16 protein-coding genes, 1 pseudogene and 1 other annotated feature are annotated in these 20,079 nt (G+C 61.5%); of the genes and pseudogenes, 11 read left to right on the plus strand and 6 right to left on the minus strand.

Features of this window, described 5'->3' with window-relative positions; genetic code table 11:
• Window positions 1–51: 51 nt before the first annotated feature.
• Window positions 52–168 (minus strand) — a sequence feature (AL1L pseudoknot).
• Window positions 76–464 (minus strand): annotated as a pseudogene (locus tag P1T08_10730) (transposase). (Overlaps the previous feature by 93 nt.)
• 188 nt (window positions 465–652) lie before the next feature.
• Between P1T08_10730 and P1T08_10735 the strand changes: the two are divergent.
• The gene (locus P1T08_10735; protein ID MDF1596551.1) at window positions 653–1,381 is read left to right on the plus strand and encodes a polysaccharide deacetylase family protein; all 729 of its coding nucleotides are present in this window, start codon (window positions 653–655) and stop codon (window positions 1,379–1,381) included.
• Here P1T08_10735 and P1T08_10740 read toward each other — a convergent pair.
• Window positions 1,363–2,442 carry a glycosyltransferase family 4 protein gene (locus P1T08_10740; protein ID MDF1596552.1) on the minus strand — a complete coding sequence of 360 codons (1,080 nt, stop codon included), beginning with the start codon at window positions 2,440–2,442 and terminating at the stop codon, window positions 1,363–1,365. The genes P1T08_10735 and P1T08_10740 overlap by 19 nt on opposite strands.
• Window positions 2,443–2,467: 25 nt before the next feature.
• On the opposite strand from P1T08_10740, the gene P1T08_10745 reads away from it, so the two are divergent.
• Together P1T08_10745 and P1T08_10750 are read left to right on the plus strand one after the other, a co-directional pair.
• Window positions 2,468–3,382, plus strand: coding sequence for a hypothetical protein (locus tag P1T08_10745; protein MDF1596553.1), 915 nt, complete (start codon window positions 2,468–2,470; stop codon window positions 3,380–3,382).
• The gene (locus P1T08_10750) at window positions 3,379–4,494 is read left to right on the plus strand and encodes a phosphotransferase (protein ID MDF1596554.1); all 1,116 of its coding nucleotides are present in this window, start codon (window positions 3,379–3,381) and stop codon (window positions 4,492–4,494) included. The genes P1T08_10745 and P1T08_10750 overlap by 4 nt, the downstream gene beginning before the upstream one ends.
• Here the strand turns inward: P1T08_10750 and P1T08_10755 are convergent.
• Window positions 4,487–5,551 (minus strand): glycosyltransferase family 2 protein, encoded by a 1,065-nt coding sequence (locus tag P1T08_10755; GenBank protein MDF1596555.1) that lies wholly within the window; start codon window positions 5,549–5,551, stop codon window positions 4,487–4,489. The two genes, P1T08_10750 and P1T08_10755, sit on opposite strands and share 8 nt — an antisense overlap.
• Window positions 5,552–5,638: 87 nt before the next feature.
• Here P1T08_10755 and P1T08_10760 point away from each other — a divergent pair, with 87 nt between their 5' ends.
• Window positions 5,639–6,781 carry a glycosyltransferase family 4 protein gene (locus P1T08_10760; GenBank protein MDF1596556.1) on the plus strand — a complete coding sequence of 381 codons (1,143 nt, stop codon included), beginning with the start codon at window positions 5,639–5,641 and terminating at the stop codon, window positions 6,779–6,781.
• Here the strand turns inward: P1T08_10760 and P1T08_10765 are convergent.
• Together P1T08_10765 and P1T08_10770 are read right to left on the minus strand one after the other, a co-directional pair.
• The gene (locus tag P1T08_10765; protein ID MDF1596557.1) at window positions 6,753–8,036 is read right to left on the minus strand and encodes a hypothetical protein; all 1,284 of its coding nucleotides are present in this window, start codon (window positions 8,034–8,036) and stop codon (window positions 6,753–6,755) included. The genes P1T08_10760 and P1T08_10765 overlap by 29 nt on opposite strands.
• A complete protein-coding gene (locus P1T08_10770) occupies window positions 8,033–9,091 on the minus strand; it encodes a hypothetical protein (GenBank protein ID MDF1596558.1) in 1,059 nt (352 codons plus the stop codon). Before P1T08_10770 ends, P1T08_10765 begins: the two co-directional genes overlap by 4 nt.
• Before the next feature lie 66 nt (window positions 9,092–9,157).
• Between P1T08_10770 and P1T08_10775 the strand changes: the two genes are divergently transcribed.
• The 5 genes from P1T08_10775 (at window position 9,158) to P1T08_10795 (ending at window position 16,132) form a co-directional block, all read left to right on the plus strand.
• Complete coding sequence (locus P1T08_10775) at window positions 9,158–10,114, plus strand: hypothetical protein (GenBank protein ID MDF1596559.1); 957 nt, start codon at window positions 9,158–9,160, stop codon at window positions 10,112–10,114.
• A gap of 115 nt (window positions 10,115–10,229) precedes the next feature.
• Window positions 10,230–11,705, plus strand: coding sequence for an S-layer homology domain-containing protein (locus tag P1T08_10780; protein MDF1596560.1), 1,476 nt, complete (start codon window positions 10,230–10,232; stop codon window positions 11,703–11,705).
• A 15-nt stretch (window positions 11,706–11,720) separates the two neighbouring features.
• On the plus strand, window positions 11,721–13,271 hold the full coding sequence (locus P1T08_10785) for a flippase (GenBank protein MDF1596561.1): 1,551 nt from the start codon (window positions 11,721–11,723) through the stop codon (window positions 13,269–13,271).
• The gene (locus P1T08_10790) at window positions 13,268–14,797 is read left to right on the plus strand and encodes an aminoglycoside phosphotransferase family protein (protein ID MDF1596562.1); all 1,530 of its coding nucleotides are present in this window, start codon (window positions 13,268–13,270) and stop codon (window positions 14,795–14,797) included. Before P1T08_10785 ends, P1T08_10790 begins: the two co-directional genes overlap by 4 nt.
• Window positions 14,798–14,836: 39 nt before the next feature.
• Complete coding sequence (locus P1T08_10795; GenBank protein MDF1596563.1) at window positions 14,837–16,132, plus strand: O-antigen ligase family protein; 1,296 nt, start codon at window positions 14,837–14,839, stop codon at window positions 16,130–16,132.
• Here P1T08_10795 and P1T08_10800 read toward each other — a convergent pair.
• Window positions 16,095–17,231 carry a hypothetical protein gene (locus P1T08_10800; GenBank protein ID MDF1596564.1) on the minus strand — a complete coding sequence of 379 codons (1,137 nt, stop codon included), beginning with the start codon at window positions 17,229–17,231 and terminating at the stop codon, window positions 16,095–16,097. The genes P1T08_10795 and P1T08_10800 overlap by 38 nt on opposite strands.
• A 192-nt stretch (window positions 17,232–17,423) precedes the next feature.
• Between P1T08_10800 and P1T08_10805 the strand changes: the two genes are divergently transcribed.
• Both P1T08_10805 and P1T08_10810 read left to right on the plus strand, forming a co-directional pair.
• Complete coding sequence (locus P1T08_10805) at window positions 17,424–19,325, plus strand: S-layer homology domain-containing protein (GenBank protein MDF1596565.1); 1,902 nt, start codon at window positions 17,424–17,426, stop codon at window positions 19,323–19,325.
• Between the two features lie 330 nt (window positions 19,326–19,655).
• Window positions 19,656–19,910, plus strand: coding sequence for an RNA-binding protein (locus P1T08_10810; GenBank protein MDF1596566.1), 255 nt, complete (start codon window positions 19,656–19,658; stop codon window positions 19,908–19,910).
• Window positions 19,911–20,079: the final 169 nt, after the last annotated feature.

Here is a 20,079-nt window from a genome sequence, read left to right on the forward strand (position 1 = left end):
CCAACAGTGGGTATTCCCTCTCAGGAGGTGGGGAATTTCAGTGAGCAGGTCTGGGGAGTTTCAATGAGCGTGGTCACAGATCGGCTCGACCCCGAACTCCTCTCTATGCCCGTCGATGTAATCCACCATCACCTCTGTGGGCGGTCGAGCTCCGCTGCGAAAAAAGCCGAGGCAGAACGAAGAATCGCATTCGCTCTCCTCAGCTCCTTCACCTCCCGCTGCAACTCTTTGATCGTCTCGGACTCATCCGAGGTCACCCCGGGCGTCTCACCCCGGTCGATCTCGTCCTGTCGGACCCAGGCGCGCAAGGACTCCACCCCACACCCCAACTGGCCGGCCACCCGGCCGATCGTTCCCCTCTTCTCCCCGGTCTCCTCCCGGAGCTGGCGGACCATCCGCACCGCCCGCTCCTTGAACTCGGCCGAGTACCGACGGTTCGTCGGCGCCTGCAGTTTCTTTGACATAACTCCATCCTCGCTTCCAAGGTAAAGAGTCTCCAAGAATCCCAGGGCGATACAAACCGAGGGCTCCGAACGCCCTTCTTTTTGTGTTGAGTTTGTAGTGTACACGTCACGCATCGTGGTTGTGGGTTTTCTTTCGCGAATGATGAGTGGCGCAACTCGAGACTCGCCGTTTGGTACCATCGCCACTTATGGCAGTCCTGTGTTATCACTCTGTGTGCAACGATTGGGCAGACCCGCTGGCCGTGACCGCAACGCGATTCGAGCATCAATGCGAATGGCTCGCCCGGCGATTCACAACCGTTGATCTGGAGACTGCCGTGGGACTGCTCGACCGTTACGGAAGGCTCCCACGGCGCGTCGCTTCGCTCACCTTCGACGACGGATTCGCCGACAACTTCGACGTAGCGCTCCCAATCCTCCGGCGACTACACCTTCCGGCGACGGTATTCGTCGTAGCGGCAACCATCGACCGGGGACACGAAGTGAGCTGGGTGGACTCACCCCCGCCATTCCGTCTCGAGACCTTGACCCGGGACCAGATCATGACGATGGCCGCTGAGGGTGTGGGCATTGGTTCTCATTCACTCTTCCACAAGGATCTCACTTCGCTGTCACACAGCGAATGTCTCGAAGACCTCAAGACCAGCCGGCAGATCCTCGAAGAGATAATCAGCGCTCCCGTACCGAACCTCGCCTACCCGCGCGGGAGGTGGAACCATACGGTTGCCGAGGCTGCCAAGGCGGCCGGCTACGCCCGGGCATTCACCCTGCCAACCGGCCCAGAGGAAATCAGTTCGTATTCTCTTCCGAGAGTCGGCATATACCGCGCCAACGGATCTATTCGCTTCGGAGTCAAGAACGCGCGTTGGTACCTGCCGGCCCGGATGTCAAAGGCGTATCAGTTCGCCCGGCGCTGAACTCCAATGGCCCGGACAACGTCGAGAATCTCCGAGACGGTTGATTCCAGCGAGTACTCCCCCATTGCCAGCGCCCGACCGTTCGACCCCAGACGGCGGCGAAGTTCTGTGTCGGTGAGAAGCTCCTCGAGGGCGTCGGCGAGGCTTCCCGGGTCGTGCGGTTCCACCAGTCGCCCGACATCGTCGTTGATGACCTGGGGTATCTGCCCTACCCGTGAAGCCACTACCGGCAGGCCGCTGGCCAGAGCCTCGAGTACCGACAACGGCATGGCCTCGAACCACGACGGGAGACAGAACACGTCCGCCCGCTGCAGGTATTCAGGCATTTCCCGGTGGGGGACGGCCCCGATGAAGTCCTCCAGACCGCTGGCGACGGCCAGTACTTCCTGCTCCTCGGCGACACCTTCGTCCGGTCGCCCCCCGACGATCACCAACCGATGCGCTACACCCCGCGAAAGCAAGAGCCGGGAAGCATCCATGAGATCGACAACACCCTTGCGGCGGGTGAGAAGCCCTGCGTAAATCACAGTCGGTGGATTCCGATTCCCTCTTTCAATTGGTGCGAAGGTGTCGGTATCCACCCCGTTGTAGATCGTCACAGTGCGCTTGGCCGGAAGGACGGTGGTGATGCCGTCCGACACACTGATCATGACGTTGGCGGCCGGCGCAATGATCCGGATGAGCAACCGTCTCATCTTCGATGACGCCCACTCCGGCAGCGATCCGCCGTGGACATGGAGAATCGTCCTCGCCCCCCGCACCCGCGCGGCAATCAACAGCAGACCCGCCCTGATCATCGTGACGGACGGAACGAAAGCGCTATGCACGTAGACCACGTCATAGGCGCCGCCGAGTCTGAACACACGAACGGTGTCGGCAATGGTCCTGCCAACATTGGTGGCGCTCAGAACGCCGGCGGTGTAACCCCGGTCGCGAGTCAGATTGAGGACACCTACACTGCATCGTGGTGTGAGGTGTCGCTGCAACGTCGTGAGCATTGCCGAAATACCCCCCGAATCAGGAGGTCCCTTACCGACCAGAAGCACTGAAAGGGGTTTCACGAGGTATCAATGGTAGCTTTTGCGCATGGATGCCAACAGGCAGGGCGAACCGGCACCGTTTCCGATCGAACCGGACATCGAGCACGTCCACTCAGTGCTCCACCGACTCGGAATCGAAATCCGCAAACCGCCAGTCACGACTTCGGGACTCCACGAAATCGACGTGTGGGGGAGGGAATCCGACCTCATCGAGCTTCGGAGCGGACTTGAGAGCGCCGGCCTCCTCCCATACCGCCCGCACCGCCGAGCAGACCATCGTTTCTTCCTTGGTCTTGGATCGCAGGGCTGGATCAAAGTCGATGTGAAGCTGCGCGGCAAAGAGCAGTCGCAAATAATCGGCGATCTCGCATGGCTGCTCCGCCGCCGTCGTGGAATGGTCGTCGCGTTGCTTGGGGCCGATGGAGCCGGTAAGTCGACTGCCTCTGAATGCGTCGAGAAAAGCATGCCGATCGATGTGACGAGCAGATACCTCGGCGACGCCCGTCGATCACCCGCCGGGCGCCGGCCGCGCAAGGTGCGGGTCTCGCCAGCACGCCGGATGGCGGGGCTGGCCAAGTGGATCGTAACGACCCTCATGAAACTGTGGTCACTCGAGGTGGCGGCTCGACGGGGCACAGTTGTGGTGTGCGACCGCCATCCCATCGAAGCCGGCCACATTGGTGGTGAGTCCCGGTTCGTTCGGACTATCAAACGAGGAGTGATCCGGACGCTGGCTCCCGGGCCTGATCTCATAGTCCTTCTCGATGCTCCTGGCGAGATCCTCTTTGCACGCAAGGGAGAGCACTCGCCTGAGCATCTCGACCGCATGTCAGAAGTCTGGCGCCGCGTCATCGAACGAAACCGCGGCATCGTGATTGGCGTGGACCGGCCTGCCGATCAGGTCTGTCATGACATCCAAGAGCAGATCTGGGTCAGGCTCGCCAAACGGCGAGCATCGTGAACCAATCCGATCTGCTCTACCCACTCCTTGGCGAGACTGGTCTAGAGACCCCTATGGTCATCTGTCCCCCGGCAGACGGATGGCGCCGGCTCATCGGCCATCTCGTGGACCGGGCCGTCAACCATCGGCGTGCCGATCGCTTGCTTCCCGCAGATCGCGAGCTCGTAATCTGGCGACCTTCTCCCGGACGCTGGCCCCGCTTCCCACGGCTCAGGCAGAGGCTCCTGGCCGGGGCTATGTATGTTCAACTCCCCCACAACTCACCGATCGACTCGATACGCCGACAAGAGGAGTTCGTTCCCTCCGATCACCCGCGAGCAGGGAGCGGCGGCGGATTGCACCAGATCGGGACCCAGCGTGGCCGGGCCGTGCTGCTGCGACTCGGCTCGATTGACACGTCCGGCGACCCTGGGCGCCATTATGAGGCATTGCAGGCGATCAGCCGACCGGTCGTGCCTGCTGCTTTGGCAACCGGCACCAGAGATATGGTCCGGTGGACACTCGAAGGGTTCGTCGACGGGCGCCGCGTCGACAAGTTGACGGCGGCGATGACCGAACAGGTCAGCGACTTCCTCTGTGATCTGCCCCGCAGCAGCGAACCGATCACTGCGATCGAATCAAGTGCGGGCGTGTTGGCATCGGCGACAACCGCCGTGGATATCAAGGGAGTAGCGACGATCATCGACGGGGCGACCGGAAACCTGCCCGCGGTTGTCGCACATGGCGATCTTTGGTCCGGGAATCTTCTGTTTCACAACGGAGAGTTGACCGGGATCGTCGACTGGGACTCCTGGCTCGAGCGAGCCGTTCCGGGCACCGACCTTCTCCACTTGCGCGCCGAGGAAATTCGCCGGAGTGGAGGCATGGCCTACGGGGACCTGGTGGCCGACGGTTTTTGGGCGAGACCCGACGTTGCCGGTTTAATCGGAACCTATATGCGCCGCCTCGATATTCCATGGGATGGACGGCTGCTGCCGGTCATCGGTTGGGCATGGTGGTTGACCACTACCGCCGGAGCGCTAACCCGTACCCCGGCGCTGGCCGGCGACGGCGAGTGGATGGCGAGGAACGTGATCGATCCGGGCCGGCTGATAACCCGGCAGCTCAGGTGATGGGAGGCTCGTCTTCCACCGCCCATTCCGGGCTTCCCCAGCGAGTTGAATCAACGCCCGATGCCTCCGGCAAACGGAAGCCGTAGCGCGCAATACGAGCCAACCCCTCCCAGACTCCCCAACCCCACGCAAGTTGCATGGCGCCGAGAACCCCCGGAACCCGAAATCGGTCCCGCCACGAACCGAGCGTCCGCATGATCGGTGCGGACATGCCGATGAGGAGTGCCAGATAGACCAAGAGGACCCCCGGCAACAAGAGCGGGAAGAAGGGGAGGAGGCCGGCGCAGACGACGAGCGCGGCGACGACCAGCGGTGGCGCGGCGTGGCGAAAGCGCACCTCAGATGGGTGCAGGAAAGCCACATCGGCCTTGCCTCGTCCATATCTCCGATATTGGCGGGCAAGATCGATAATTCGACTCCGACAACGCCATGCGACCTCGATCGTCGGGTCGAGCAGCAGCTTTCCTCCGCTAGCGCGCACGCGCACGTCGAACTCGTAGTCCTCATTGGCGACGAGTCGCTCGTCCCATCCTCCAAGCTCCCTGGCCAGGTCGGTGCCATATGCACCGAACGGTATGTGGTCCGTCTCCATCGGTTCGGTCGCGTAGTGATATGCAGAACCACCCACTCCGAACGGTGACCCCAGGCTGGCGGCGATGGCTGCTCCGCTGGGGGGTGAACCTACCGCCTCTTTCTTGCCACCAACCCCGGCCCACTTGCCGGTTTGGAGATGGGTCACCAGTCGTTCAACGTAGTCGTTGGGAATCGTGCAATGGGCGTCGACCCGCACGAGATAGGAGCCCGTCGCCTCTCTGAGGCCGAGATTGAGCCCAGTTGGAATGGACTTGCGGTGGTTGGTGAGGACTCGAACCCGCGGGTCCTGCGCCGACCAGGCAAGCAGTTTGGCAAGGGTTCCATCATCAGATACTCCGTCGACCACCAGGATCTCGAGTTCTGGGTACGATTGACAGACCACGGATTCGAGCGTGGCATCGATGGTCCTGACTTCGTTCAGGATCGGGATGATGACCGATACCGCCGGAGCGATCTGTGACACTTCGAAATCCCCCAAAGTCGTATTCCTCCGCCCGGCCGTCGGGCCTGGAGGATTGTAACCCTGTGCCATCCGCCGTTCGGAGCCCCCATGAATGACCCAGGCGACCGTCTCCGGGTGCTGGTCGTCGGCATGCGGCCACCCCGGTTGCCGATCCGGGACGGCTACGTGCTGCACCTCTACCACCTGCTCAAACAACTGCACCGGCACCACGATGTCCGGTTTCTGGCCCCGGATGATGAGAACGGGCTGTTCAAAGACATCGACGGGCTGAACTGTTCCCTCGTTGCCGGCGGACGGCGCAAGCTCGAAAGGGAGACGTTGGATCAGATCGGACGGTTCAAACCCCAGGTCGTGCACGTCGTTGGTGCCCCGCTGGCGGGAATACTCCGACGACTACCCCGGCCGATGTCGTCCATACTCGGCGCTCTCGATGCTCCTCACCTCAATGTCGATGCCGTGGAGGCAAGAACCGCCGCAGGTTTGATTAGCAAGCGGGTGAAGCGAGCTCGAGCGATCTGGGCTATTCGGCACTCATATCGACAGGCGGATCGGGTCGTCGTTGTGAGCGCCGAAGATCGGGAGGCCCTCGAACACCAGAATGCTCGTCTGTCGGTCTCGGTAATCCCGAATGGTGTTGACGTGGACGATTTCGGATCACGACGCGATGTGGCCCGACAACGCGATCATCTCCTGTTCACCGGAGCGCTGGACTACCCGCCGAATGTGTCTGCCGCGCTGTTCCTCGTCAATGAAGTCCTACCCAGAATCCGAGCCGTGCAACCGTCGGCCCGGGTGTCCTTGGTTGGTCGCGATCCTTCTGACGAGATCCGGAGCCTCGACGGCCGACCAGGCGTTGATGTCGTCGGACCGGTCGATGTCATGGTTGATGCGCTCGCCGTCGGAAGCGTGTACGTCTGTCCGATGATCAGCGGTACAGGGATCAAGAACAAACTGCTGGAAGCCCTCGCAAACGGTCTGCCCTGTGTTGCGAGTGAGCTGGCGGTGCGGGGAACGAGCCTCGCTGACGGCATCGAGGTGCTCATAGCCAACACGGCAGATGAGGTAGCCGAAGCCACACTTCGATTGCTCTCCGATGCCGGGCTACGGGAGCGAATCGGCAGCGCAGGTCAGGACTACGTGACGCGGAACCACGCCTGGTCTTCGATCGGCGAGCTGTATTCAGATCTGTATCGAGCGGTCCTCACGCCCGGTGGCGGCGAACCCAGGTAAACAGACGAGCCCGCCGACTCATTGGGTACGCCATCAAGAATTCGTTCAGGTCTCGCAACACGACGTCGTCCGTGAGGTGGCCGCCGAGCATCGCGTCGTGACGTTGAAGATTCGGCACCCGGTGAAGATGTTGTCGATAGGCAGCATGCTGCTGGGCGACAAGCGTGGCACCCACCAGATCGTCCGGCTTCCGGGCAGCCGCTTCCGCCGCATCCACATCGAGGAACACGGCGAAATCGGCGTTCGGAATGAACAAGCGGATGAGGAAACGCTGAAATCCGGAGTGCACCCCCTGGTAGAGCACATCAACCGTCCCAAGCGCATCAATGAGGTGACGATCGTAGATAACTAGGCCGCCGGCCTTCCTGGTCTGATTACGGACGTCGGCGAGATACGCCATGGTCACGAGCGTCAGCCAGACCCAGCCCGTGAGTCCCCGACGAGACGAGATGGTCTCCGACGCCTGACCTTCTGCCAACCGCTCCAATCCAATCTCTTCCTCTTTGCGGAGTCGGCGTGCCCAGACGGCCAACCGGTCGAGCAGCTTCAATCGCATTCCGGGCCGGGTCCATACGACGGTCGTCGGAATGTCACACCGTTTGAGGCTCTCACTGAGCGCCTCCACGAGCGTTGATTTTCCCGATCCATCAATACCGCTGATCGCCACCCGGATGCTCGGTCGACGCAATTTCCGTCGAGGTGCCGGCTCATCCGGATCGGTGGGCGATGGAGACCGCCAAGCGATCAGCCGGTTCCTGCCGAGTTCGCGCTCCAGATCGGAGACACCCCCCAACAAACCTGGATCGATTGAGTCGGGATCGACCCCACCGTCCATCAGGTGCAGGACTTCCAGGTACGACCGAACGTCGGGTTTGCCCCGCCGCCGCACACGGTCCGTGACCTTGTCAAGGTCCGTTGGTGCCCGCCCTGACTTGAATTCGGCTTTGGCGAGAATTGTGCCGCGGTCGACGATGGCGTAACTCTCACCATCGACATAGCCGAGGTGGCTAAGGATGCCGCTGAGTGGAATCCAATCCGCTTGTCGCGCCAGCGACTCAGCCGCGCTCAGATCAGGCACATAGATGTCAATGTCTGACGACCATCCGGGCCCGAGTGGAGAGACGCTGAACTCTGCGCCGGTTGCCTCGAGGAGCGCGACCGCTCGATCGAAGGCCTCGACCATGCGCACCTGATCCGCCGGTGAAGGGAACGTACCGGCGGGAAAGCCACGTTCGTCATTGCTTGGCTCCGTCATTCCCCTACTCCAGTCTGGCGCCGCAATCGAATGAAGGCAGGAAGCGGGTCGCACACCGACACAATGCTGTGACAGACTCCGCGGTGAGGCATAGCTTCTCTCCAAGCCGAGAAGATGGTGCGGTCGCCGGCCCGGATTTCCGACAGAAGGCTGCGAAGATCACCGTCGATCCAGCGATAGCGTACGCCCACCGCGGCCGTTTGCGTGGCAACATCCTCGCCCTCCGTCAACCGGCACACCAGGTCGGGAAGGTTCAATCCCGCCGCCAGGGCGAGAGCCATCGATCCGTACGGGCGGAGATTCAGGTCGATCAACGCTTCTCCAACGAACTGAGCCTGGAATATTCCATCGAAGTCCCCGAGTAGCGCCTCCAGCAACCCGAACCGGTTTGGATCGATTGCTTCGGTTATCGCGAAGGAGGCCGTGCCGGCCGCAGACGGGAACGTCCGGATGTAGCGTTGTTGCAGCCGGGCGACGATCCGTCCATTCCAGGCAACTCCGGCAAGGGCCCGGGTTACTCCGTTCAGATACGGCTGGGCAACGCCGACCCCGACCGGTACCGCCATGAGGTCGATGGCATGGTCGACGCGAACGGAGACCGGCCCTCCTGGAGACTTGGTCCGCGGCTTCACAATCAGCGGGAAGCCGAGCTCACGGCCGACGAGGTCCAACTCGGCGGCCGAAGCGAAGGTCCTCGTGGGAGGGGTGGTAAGACCAGCCGCGATGATCCCGGCGGTCAGGGTGGACTTGTCCATGAGGCGGGCAGTCGCGGGAACGAGCGAGACGAGCGCGATATCAGAGGTGGGGAATACGGTGGTTGCCGCCCGATCGGTTGCCAGGTTTCGAACTGCTTCAGCAAAGCCGGGGTCGGACGGGGGAACAACCGAGACCGTCTCAGATGTGAATCGGGAGCCGGCAGCCAGCGAACCGGGACCGCTGACCGCCACAATGGCGGTACGCCCTGCCCTGGCCAAGGCGCGCACCGTGGCAAGGGCCGAGCGATCATGGGTCCACCCCTCCGAGGTCACTATTGCGGTCGACGAGGTCCCTGGCACAGCGGGATCGTAGTGTCTTGTATCGACATGGCATCTCTCCGTTCGGCGCAATAGATTGGCGAGATCGTGAAGAAGGTCCTCTTCGTCGCCCTCACCGCGCTCGTGGTGATCATCTTGATTTCGGTGACGGCCGACTCCGAACGTGTGCTGCTATTGCCGGACGCGTTCAGCGCCGATTCGATCTGGAACACGCCGCTGCCGGAAGACGTTCCGCTACATCCGCGCTCCGATGAGATGATCTCGTTCCTGGCGTCGGATAACGCGCTACAGGGGTGTATCACCCTGGCCGGAGCCGAGAACAATTGGGGCATGCCGATCTATGTCGCTGATGCGGATTCACCGACATATAGCGTGACGTCCACCAAGTATCCGGTTCCGCCGGAGTTCGCATCGTTGCGCATCCCGCGCCGCGCCTTGCCGGCGGACACATCGGACGCCGAGATGGTGATATACGACCTCGATCGAGGGGTAGTGGCACAGCTTTCGAAAGCTCGGTACGACGGTGATCGCGACGCGTGGACTGTGAGCGGCGGGAGCATCGCCTACCTGGAGTCGAACGGTCTGGACGGCTCGTTGCCGGCTTCAGATGAACGCCGCAATCGGGGAACCTTTCGGGGTTACAACGGCGCCGTGGCGGCCGTTCATTACGACGACGTCGCGGATGGGGTGTTGGACAACGTTGTCAAGATCGGGGTTCATAGATCGCATGTGGATGCGGTCTCACCAATGGTGGGTAGCGACGGCGACCTCGTCGCCGACGGCGTACCCCGCCAGGGCATGCGGCTCCGCATACGTCCGGAGTTGGACCTCACCACCCTGGGACTGGCACCACAGGCCTTGATCATTGCCACGGGCCTCCAGGAGTACGGGGCGATTATCGGCGACAGCACGGGCGGGGCCATCGTTCTCATGCTGGAAGACACGGACCGGAGTGGCTCGGGAGGTCGATGGGACCTCGACGAGTTTGGTCTCTGTGCCATCACCGCAGCCGACCTCCAGATCGTTGACACCGGGTCTGGATGACCCGCCGTCGGGTACACCCACACCGGTTTGGGGTAGTGGCCGCCAATCGACGATACTCTGCCGACACTGTGCGCTGGGGATTGCGACGACGGAACTCCACAAGGAGACTCAACACATGACTCGTCAATTGACTCGCCTAGCTCTCGCCCTCGCTATCGGGCTAATGGTGATCTCCGCAGATGTTGCTTCTGCTGCCGAACCTGCGCCCGACGCATTCTCAGCCGACTCGTTCTGGAACACGCCGGTGGCCCCCGACGCAACGGTCCATCCCAATTCCGACAACATCATCGACTTCCTCGTGGCCGACAACGACCTCGACGGGTGCATCACCCTCGGAGGCGCGGCCGACAGCAGCAACTGGGGCATGCCGACCTTCGTGGCCGATTCGTCCGACCCCGAAACACCCGTGTCAACGGTCAAATGGGATGTACCACCGGAGTTCGCGCATCTGCGGATTCCAATCGGAGCAACAGCTGCGGACAACTCCGACGGGGAAATGGTCGTCTACGACCTGGTGGCCGGCGTGGTCGCTCAGCTCTCGAAGGCCGTGTATTCCTCCGGAACCTGGACGGTGAGTGGAGGCAGTGTTGCCTACCTCGACTCAAACGGCCTCGACGGATCACTCCCCCAATCGGATGAGCCGAAAAACGGCGGGACGTTCCGCGGATATCCGGGATCAACAGCCATGGTGCACTACGACGACGTGGCCGGCGGTCGCCTCGACAACGTCGTCAAGATCGGGGTCAACACCGCCAACGCGAGATTCGTGTTTCCGATGATCGGTAGCGATGGCGACACATCGAACCCGGACGCTCCACTGCAGGGAATGCACATTCGGATCCGTCCAGATGTGGATCTCGCCGGCCTGGGCCTCACAGGCCAGGCGTTGACCATCGCCAGGGGTCTTCAGGAATTCGGGATGATCGTCGCCGACAGCACAGGAGGAGCCGTAGTACTCGCGCTGGAAGATACGGTGGCCGGCGGACGGGGGAACCTCTGGAAACTCAACCGCGAGAGTCTGTGTGCCATCACCGGCGCCCACCTCGAGGTGCTTGCCGATTCCGGCACACCAACCTCTCCAAGTGGTTTCACGGATGTCGCCGGTCACTTCTTCGAACCCGACATCACCTGGCTCGTAGAGGCGGGCATCACCAAGGGATGCGGGTCCGGTCGTTTCTGCCCGGATGCGCCTGTCTCACGAGGTCAGATGGCTGCCTTCCTATCGCGAGCGCTCAACCTCGAGACGGCGCCGTCTGCGGGATTCACCGATACCGTCGGACACTTCTTCGAGCGTGACATTGATCGGTTGTTCGCGGCGAACGTGACCCGCGGCTGTGCCACAGGGATCTTCTGCCCCGACAGACTGATGACCCGGGGCGAGATGGCCGCGTTTCTGGTCCGGGGTTTTGGACTGCCGGCCGCCCCGCCGTATCCCTTCACCGATACCGTCGGAAGCTACTTCTCGCACGATATCGACCGGTTGGCGGCCTCGGGTATCACACGTGGGTGCACCGCATCGACCTTCTGTCCGAACGACCATGTGACCCGCGGTCAAATGGCAGCATTCCTGAGAAGGGCAAAAGAAGGCTGATCCGGCAGTGTCATTTTGAGCAACAAACAGATTGGAGACGCCAAAACCTCCGTCTCGGAAACAGATGATTCGGAGTCACACAGCCAGGTGCGCGGCTCGAGTTTGTTGTTATCAGGTCAGCTGGTCGCAACCGCCATCAGCTACGCCACGCAGATCCTCATTATTCGCTACTTGAGCAAGAGCGACTACGGCGCCTTCGCGTACGCCCTCTCAATCGTGGCCGTTCTGCAAGCGGCGGTCCAGTTTGGCTTCGACCGCGGCCTGTCGAGATACCTGCCGATCTACGACGAGAAGTCCGACACCGGTTCCATCATCGGAGCCATCACGTTCGTCGGCGGTATGGCCGCTGGGTTTGGCTCGGTGGCCGCGGTGGTTTTCTGGACTACCCGTTCGCTCATCGAAGGTGCCCTCATTGAGGACCCGCTGGCAGTGTCGGTTTTGGCGATACTGGTGGTGCTTGCGCCGGTGGATGCGCTCGACAACTTGCTCATCACCATCCTGGCCGCGTTCCGTCGGACCGGTGCGATCTTCCTTCGACGCTACGTCGTTGCCCCGTTGCTCAAATTCGCGACTGTCGTGCTGCTGATAGGCACGGGCAGCAACGTCAAGTTCCTCGCAGTCGGGTACGCGACCGCCGGCTTCATCGGACTGGTGGTCTTCGCTTCAGTGCTGGGTCGTTATCTCTCTTTACGTCGTTCGAAAGATCCGATGAGCCCCATTCGATTTCCGATCCGGGAGTTGGCGACGTTCTCGTTGCCCCTGTTGACCACTGATCTCGTATTCATGGTGTTCAACGCCTCGGACTCGATAATGCTGGAGTGGTTCGGGTCGACGGTCGACGTTGCGACCCTACGGGCTGTCCAACCAACCGCCCGCCTGAATCAACTCGTGTTGTCTGCGTTCGGTGTGCTCTACATCCCCTACATAGCCAGGCTCTTTGCGCGAGGAGAACACGACGAAGTTGGCAGACGGTACTGGCAAACCGTCAACTGGGTGGTGATGCTATCCCTACCCGTCTTGAGCCTTTGCCTGTTGTTTCCCAACGAGTTGACCGGCCGACTCCTGGGCGGTGACTATGCCGATTCGGCAGCGGTGCTGGGCGTGCTCGCCGTCGGGTACTTCATCCATGCGATGTTCGGGTTCAACGGAATGACTCTCAACGTGTACAGGAAGATCGGATACCTGGTCGGCGTGAACCTTGCGGCGGTATCGGTCAACGTAGCTCTCAATCTTGCGCTCATCCCATCGATGGGACCTCTGGGAGCTGCGATCGGGACCACTGGGTCCTTCCTCTTTCACAATATCGCCAAACAGTACGGACTGATTCGAAGAGTGGGGCTCTCACGGGCTAGTTCCTCGACCTGGCGGCTATACGCATTGGTGATTGGCGTCGCAACAACTTCGGCGGTCGTCGGCTACGGAAGCGGGATTCCATTCTGGGGTCGAGTCGGCCTTTGGGCTGCTTTCGGCGCAATTGCCATTCTTGTAGGACGTAAGATCCTTCGAATCGATGAAGCCTTCCCCGGTCTGGCCAGGATTCCGTTGATCCGCCGCATCTTCCGATGATGGTGCTCGAGGAGACTCGACGGCTAGTCATGGCCCCGTCGTCCAACCTTCCCCAAACCGAAAACGGCTCATGGTTGTTTCTGTTGGCCGGCCTCGACCATGTGGTCTGCCTGGGCCTCCCGCCTCGAGCTGTAATCAGCCTGCTGCGCGCCACGGCCAAACGGGTGACGATCCTCCCGGAGGGATCCGAAGTCACCGAAGGCGATCATGCTGCAGCCTTCGTGGTAGCCAGCGACGATGAGGCCTGGGTGGATGAGGCTTCACGCGGCTACAAGTCCTCGATCGAGGCAGGTGCCAGCGTCGTGCAGCTCGCCGGCAGCGCCCGGGCGTTAGAGGGCGGCCGATGGATCGTGCTCGAAATCACATCCCCTCCTGATTCGGTTTGGGTGCGGCGCCTCAAACGACTCGTCCAACTGGCCCAATCCCGTGTCGCTGCCATCGCCCGGGGTCAAATCGCTCCTTCCGCTCGTCGCCACCCTTCAGATGTTGCCTTCATACGTGTCCCATCAGAAACCCGAACGGAACCCGACCCGGCAGCCCTCTCAATAGGAAGTCGGTCCCTCGAGCTTCCATCGTTCGTTCGGGAAATAGCTGCTGCTGCGGGCTACGACTTTGCAGATCGTGAGTGGTCGTTTGGGCCGCCCCGTGGTTTCTCCTCGCAGAAGGTGGTATTCGTGATCGAGGGCACCGACGCAACCCCGGAGATCGTGGTCAAACTCACTCAGGAATCCCGCTTCAATCGACGATTGCAAGCCGAAGCCGGTTCCCTGCATCGCTGGGCATCGGAAACTGTCTCTTTCGCCACGCCTCGCGTGGTTTTCGAGGGCCTGCACGATGATCGTCTCGTTCTCGGGCAGACCGCTGTCTCTGGCCGGCCCTTCCGAGCGGTCGCAGAGCCCGATCCGGCCGGTCGCATCGCCGGTGCCGGATACCGGGCGATCATCGATCTCTCGACGAATTCGGTCCAGCCGACCGCGGCCGGTGAAAGCGCGACGGCTCTGTCGTCACTCACCGCCGACTTCGGGAAAGCCTTCCGGCCTCCGGATTCGACGGCTGCCGCGATCAGCGCGACCGCCGACCGGCTCGGAGCGCTCGAGCTTCCGGCTGTGTTCATGCACGGCGATCTCGGCGTGTGGAACTTGCTGGTCGACCCGGATGGCAGGATCGGCATTCTGGATTGGGAAAACGGCGACCCTCGCGGGATGCCGTTGTGGGATCTATTCGTGTATTCCCGCACTCTGGGCGTATTCCTGGCCGATGCGCGGGGCGTTAGATACTCGCCAGCGGTATTCGCCAGACAGTTCCTCAAAGATTCGGCGCTGCGCCGGTCCATGTTCGAGTGGATTCGAGAGTATCGTCGATATGTGGAAATTCCGGTACGTGCGGTCGACGACCTCTTCATCATGTGCTTGGTGCAGCAGGCAGTTCGGGAAGCGGCGAGTTTGGAAGATCCGGCATGGTTGGCATCTCACGGCACGCGATACCTGGCCTCTGCCCTGGCCCGCCCACTTGGATTCGAAGGCTAGCGTGATCAAGCCTCCGCGACCGGCAACGAGATCAACAGCATGAGCCCGATTGTCGTTCTGACCCTGCTAACTGCATCGTTGCCGGCGATCGTCGCAGTCGCCGTTTGGATGTGGCGGCGACCGATTCGCTTCCTCGCCGCCTATTTTGCGGTCTTGCCGGTTGGTTCGGCAGTTTCGTTGCCGCTGGGTTTGCCCTCGTCGTTCTCCACGGTGTCGTCGTTACTCGGTCTTCTTGTCATAGCTGTGTACTTTCGGAGATGGAAACGCGAGCGACCGCCACTGCGGATTCCGTCGCTTAGCGTGCCGGTATGGGCGATCTACCTGGCCCTCGCCGCCGCCAGCACTGCATGGTCCATCAGGAGTAGCGCCACAATCAACGGATTGCTGGTCCTGATCAGCCTGATCGGCCTCTTCTTCGTGGTTGTCGTGACACCGATCACGAGCCAGGAGTTGGGTTACCTCAGAGCCTGGATCGCCACCGGGGCAGCCCTAACTGGTCTCTATGGGATTGTCCTCGCCGCGACCGGAAATCTGCAGAAGACCGGCGCCGGCCTGGCCCGTTTCATGGTTACCGGCGCAGGAGGTGGCGACCGTGGTGACCCGAACATAACCGCCGCAGCATTCCTGGTACCGATTTCCATCGCGTTGTGGGAAGGCCTCAATCCGGATCGGTCTCGAAAAAGCCGTGGGTGGTACCTCACGGCGGCTGCACTGGCCGGATCAGCGGTGCTGTTGACGGCGTCGAGAGGCGGGCTCCTCTCGCTGGGGGTCGTCTCGGTTGTGACCATCCTCTCGAGAAAGAGAGGAATATTGTCGCTCGTACTGCTCGGCCTGATGGTGCTTCCGACGATGCTCCTGATCCCCTCCACCTTCCAGGAACGGGCGGACAATACGGGGACGAGCGGTCGGACCGAGATCTGGCGTCTTGCCATCGACAGCTGCCCGCAATATTGCCCGACCGGCAGCGGATACGGAACGTTTGCCGATGTGCACGAGGCGGCGATCCTCGTATCAGAAGATGCCACGGGAACGAAACTACGGTATCAGGCCCACTCGATCTGGCTCGAAGCTTTGATCGAGCTCGGAGTCCTCGGGTTTGCCCTCCTGATCGTGGCATTCGCCATTACGATGAATGACCTGATCCATGTGAACATTGCCGAGCGCGGAGGCGCGCTGGCAGGTCTAATCGGCTTACTGGTGGCGAATACGTTTCTCTCAACCCTGACCTTCAAGTACTTCTGGCTGGGTCTGATCTACGCTCTCCTGGTGGTCGGCTCCGCGGCCGACAAGACTTCAATCAGCCCTCTTCACCCAGCAGGTCACTCGGCGCGGTGAGATCAACGGCTTGTTCGATCCAGTCGACCACCACCTGGCGACGGACGTCAATTGCGCCTGCCAGCCATCTGGGATCGGCGTTGGCCAGATCCTTCAGAGTTGTAATTCCTGCAGTCGCGAGCCTGGCCCCGAAAATCGGACCGATGCCGTTGATGGACTCGACGACCTCTGAGGCCGCCTCATGGGATGAGATCAGCGAACGGACCGGCGCTGATCGCTGCATCTCGTCCATGAACACCACGAGAGGCTGATCTCCGACCAGATCTGACTGCTCGTCTTGATCCCGACCGTCGGTAGGCGCGACGGCAAGCCGCCTGCCCTGCCCGTCGCCCCCGGCGGTGCGCCGGTACGCACTCCCATCTTCATCCCATGTCTCCCATTGGTCACCGGTGGCGCCAACCGAATGCGCGGAGTCTGCATGAGTTCTGACGACTGAGACGGGCCGTGCGGATGGATCGGGCTGTAAACCCTTGACGTAGAAGGTGATCAACGTCGCCATTCCGATGGCTGACGCCAAACCGGCCACCACGCTCAATACGATGATGAGGAGGCGGGGACCCGCAAGCGGAGTTGTTGGTACCGTCGCCTCGATCTGAAGGGCAAACTCACCGAATCCGGGGCCGACCCGGTTCAGTTCCTCCGCCAGGGCTTGGCCCGCTGCATTGGCATAGAGTGCGGCAAGCTCAGGATCGGGATGCAACGCTTCGATCCCGACAACCCACGTATTCTCGAGAGGTTCGGCTGTAACAATGTCGGGAATGAGGTCGGCCGGGAGGATGCCGGTTCCTGCCCGTTCCGCCGCTAGGGCGGCGACGGTGCCGCCGTTGAAGATGGCGACGGCTGTTCGCGGGAATGATTCGACACGGATTTCCAGCTGGGACGCCACCACCAACGCTTCGGCGTGATACAACGGCTCGTCCGGTTCGACGATCCAGGCTACAAAGTTCACGGCGGAGATCACGATGAGGGCGAGCAGCAAGAACTGCAACCAACCGCGCCGGAGGGTGGTAACAATGTCGAGAGGTCCCACCTGAACCGATGGGCGTTGACCGGTTTGGGCGTTGTCGGCTGCGCTTCGTGAGAGGCTTGGATCAGTCATGGATTACGCTCATAGTACAAGACTCAGGGAGCGACGCCTCCAAAACAATATGTTGCGGAAAGTGTTCGAACACTTGCAGAACGCGTTCAGCCCTGCTGCAATGCTGACGAAACCCGGTGCGCTGGCATAATGGGGATTCGCGTTGGCAGACCAACCAACGTTCTCGCAGATATTAGGGGCCTAAGAATGCAGATGAAGAAGCGAGGTTTCCTCGCAATTGTACTTTCAATGGTCATCGTCGGCGCCACGATGGTGGTTGCCTTGGGTGAGACCGCTTCGGCTCAAACCACCAACACATTCACCGACGACGACGGCAACACCCACGAAGCTAACATAGAAGCGATTGCCGCGGCGGGAATCACCAAAGGCTGCAACCCGGCCGGCACGTTGTACTGTCCGTCTGACTTCGTGACCCGGGCTCAGATGGCTTCGTTCCTGGCCCGTGCCTTCAGCCTCCCTGCCGCTTCTCTCGACTATTTCCTCGACGACACCGGCAACACCCACGAGGACAACATCAACCGCATCGCCGCCGCAGGGATCACGCTCGGCTATCCCGACGGCACCTTTCGACCGACGGGGTTCGTGACCAGGGCTCAGATGGGTTCGTTTATCGCCAGGGCGATGAAGCTGACCCCCATCGTTGCGAATCGTTTCAGCGATGTGTCGGGAACTCATGCAGCGAACATCAACGCAATTGCGGAAGCCGGCGTGACGTTGGGATGCAATCCCGCCGGGACCCTGTATTGCCCCAACGATAACGTTCGCCGTGATCAAATGGCCTCGTTCCTCGCTCGCGCCACGCCGACTACGAGCACCACCACAAGTACCAGCACCACAACAACTTCGAGCACCACAACGACGACAACGGTAGTGACCAATCCGAACGTTGCCCAGGGTTCGTTCGGGATTTATGTCGATGGAACCGAACCAAGTGCTGCCCTGTTTTCGGGACCCGGCACCGAGGACACCCCGGCAGTGGTGGATTTGAATGAAACCTTCTCGATTCGGGTAGCGCTGGCCAACACGGGCGCCGCGGCTACCTCAGTTCGGCCCAAGCTGCAGTTCCGCTCCATTGGCCCGTCGGTGCCGCCGGGAACCAGTTGGTCGCCGTGGGCCGACGTCACGGGATCGTCGAACCTCGTCCGAGCCAGCCTTGGAACTGTCGTCGACGGTGCGCCAACCACGGAACGGCTCGACGGCTCGCTGACGTTCGTGCCAGGGCGGATCGACGAAGTCGACGGCGTCATCAACTCTGCTGTCGCGCTGGCTCAGAACCAGGAAACCGAGTTCCTGTTCTCGGTAAGAGTTACGATCCCGAGCGTTGCCAAAGACCAGTTCCAGTTCCGATTGATCGACGCCGCTTTGGGCAGCGTATACGACGGATACGACCAACGGCCGCCGGCCGTCAACTTCCCCTTCGCGTTTGCCAACGGGTTTGAGGCCGGCACCCCCGGAGCTGTCATCACAGCAGCCGGCTCCGCCAACCCGGATCCGTGGACACAGGTAGAGCCGGGAACGGTGATCACATACGACAACACTCAGAAGATCCAGGCCACGCAGTCGGCCAGATTCGAGCGCTCGTATCTCGACCTTGATTCGTACCTACGGCTCAACGACTTCAATCAGGCCCAGCACCTGTACGGGCGGGTGTACTTCCGCTATACGGGTCTTGCGCGGGACATCGACAGCCAACCGGTGAATGTGCGAATCGTCGACGTGGTCGGTGGATATGACGACGGGGACCAGAACTCGCATTCGATCACGGTCACTCTGGCCGGCCAGGTCAGGATAAAGGCGGGCGGCCTCGCCGGACCGGGTGATGTCGAACTGGTGCTGCCAAGTACAACCCTCGACTTCGACACGTGGTACCGCATCGAGTGGCACGCCACGACTGAGTCGGCGCCTCTTGCCAAAGACGGCACGGTCGAGGTAGTGATCTACAACGCGGCTGGTACGGAGTTGGAGAGGGGTTCCATCTCTGCCGCTCCAACCCTCACCGAATTCGAAGACATCGACATCGGCCCCCGCAGGAGCACCATCACCGCCTGGATCGATGCAGTGGCACTCTCCAACCAGGGCTGGCTCGGACCGTAAGCCACCTTCGAATAGACAATCGCCGGCGCGAGGGACAACCCCGACCGCCGGCGATTTCGCGTCCGGCGTTGCTGCCGACGCCGGCGCATGCAAAGAGTGCTCGTCGCTCGGCGGCCTAGTACGACAACCGATGCCACGAAGAACTCCGACAAGCGCTATAGTAAAACCGTACGCCCGATTGCGTACAACGCCGGGCTCCCCCCCACTCGTTCCGTCTGGTGGAGCCACCGCAGGACATGCTGGTTCACGTCGACGCCGCGTCGGCTCTCCAACGCAGATCAGGCGGGGCGTCAACCCCGACGGTTCGACGCTTCGGAAGGAGCAACCATCATGTCCAGCAACCTCTACGTGGGTAATCTCACGTTCAACACCACCTCGGGTGACCTCGAGACTCTCTTCGCCAAGCACGGCGAGGTGACGAAGGCCCAGGTCATCACGGACCGGGACACCGGTCGGTCACGTGGCTTCGGCTTCGTCGAGATGGCCACCTCCGAGGGCGGCAAGGCCGCCATCGACAACCTCAACGGTTACAACCTCGATGGTCGTGACCTCACTGTGAACGTCGCCAAAGAACGCTCACGCTGAAACCAGGTTCGATGCGCAAGATCGACGGAGGCAGGCAACGATGCGTGGGATGCGGACATCCCCGCAAAGAGCACAACGATCGCGAAGGGTGCTCGGTGCCCAAATGTGCTTGTAGTGAGTACATGCAACCGGCGGACCCGGAGTCATCCGGCCGCAAGGGAGCGAAACG

It is taken from the genome of Acidimicrobiia bacterium, from assembly GCA_029210695.1.
In the GTDB taxonomy this organism is placed as follows: domain Bacteria; phylum Actinomycetota; class Acidimicrobiia; order Spongiisociales; family JAHEDJ01; genus JAHEDJ01.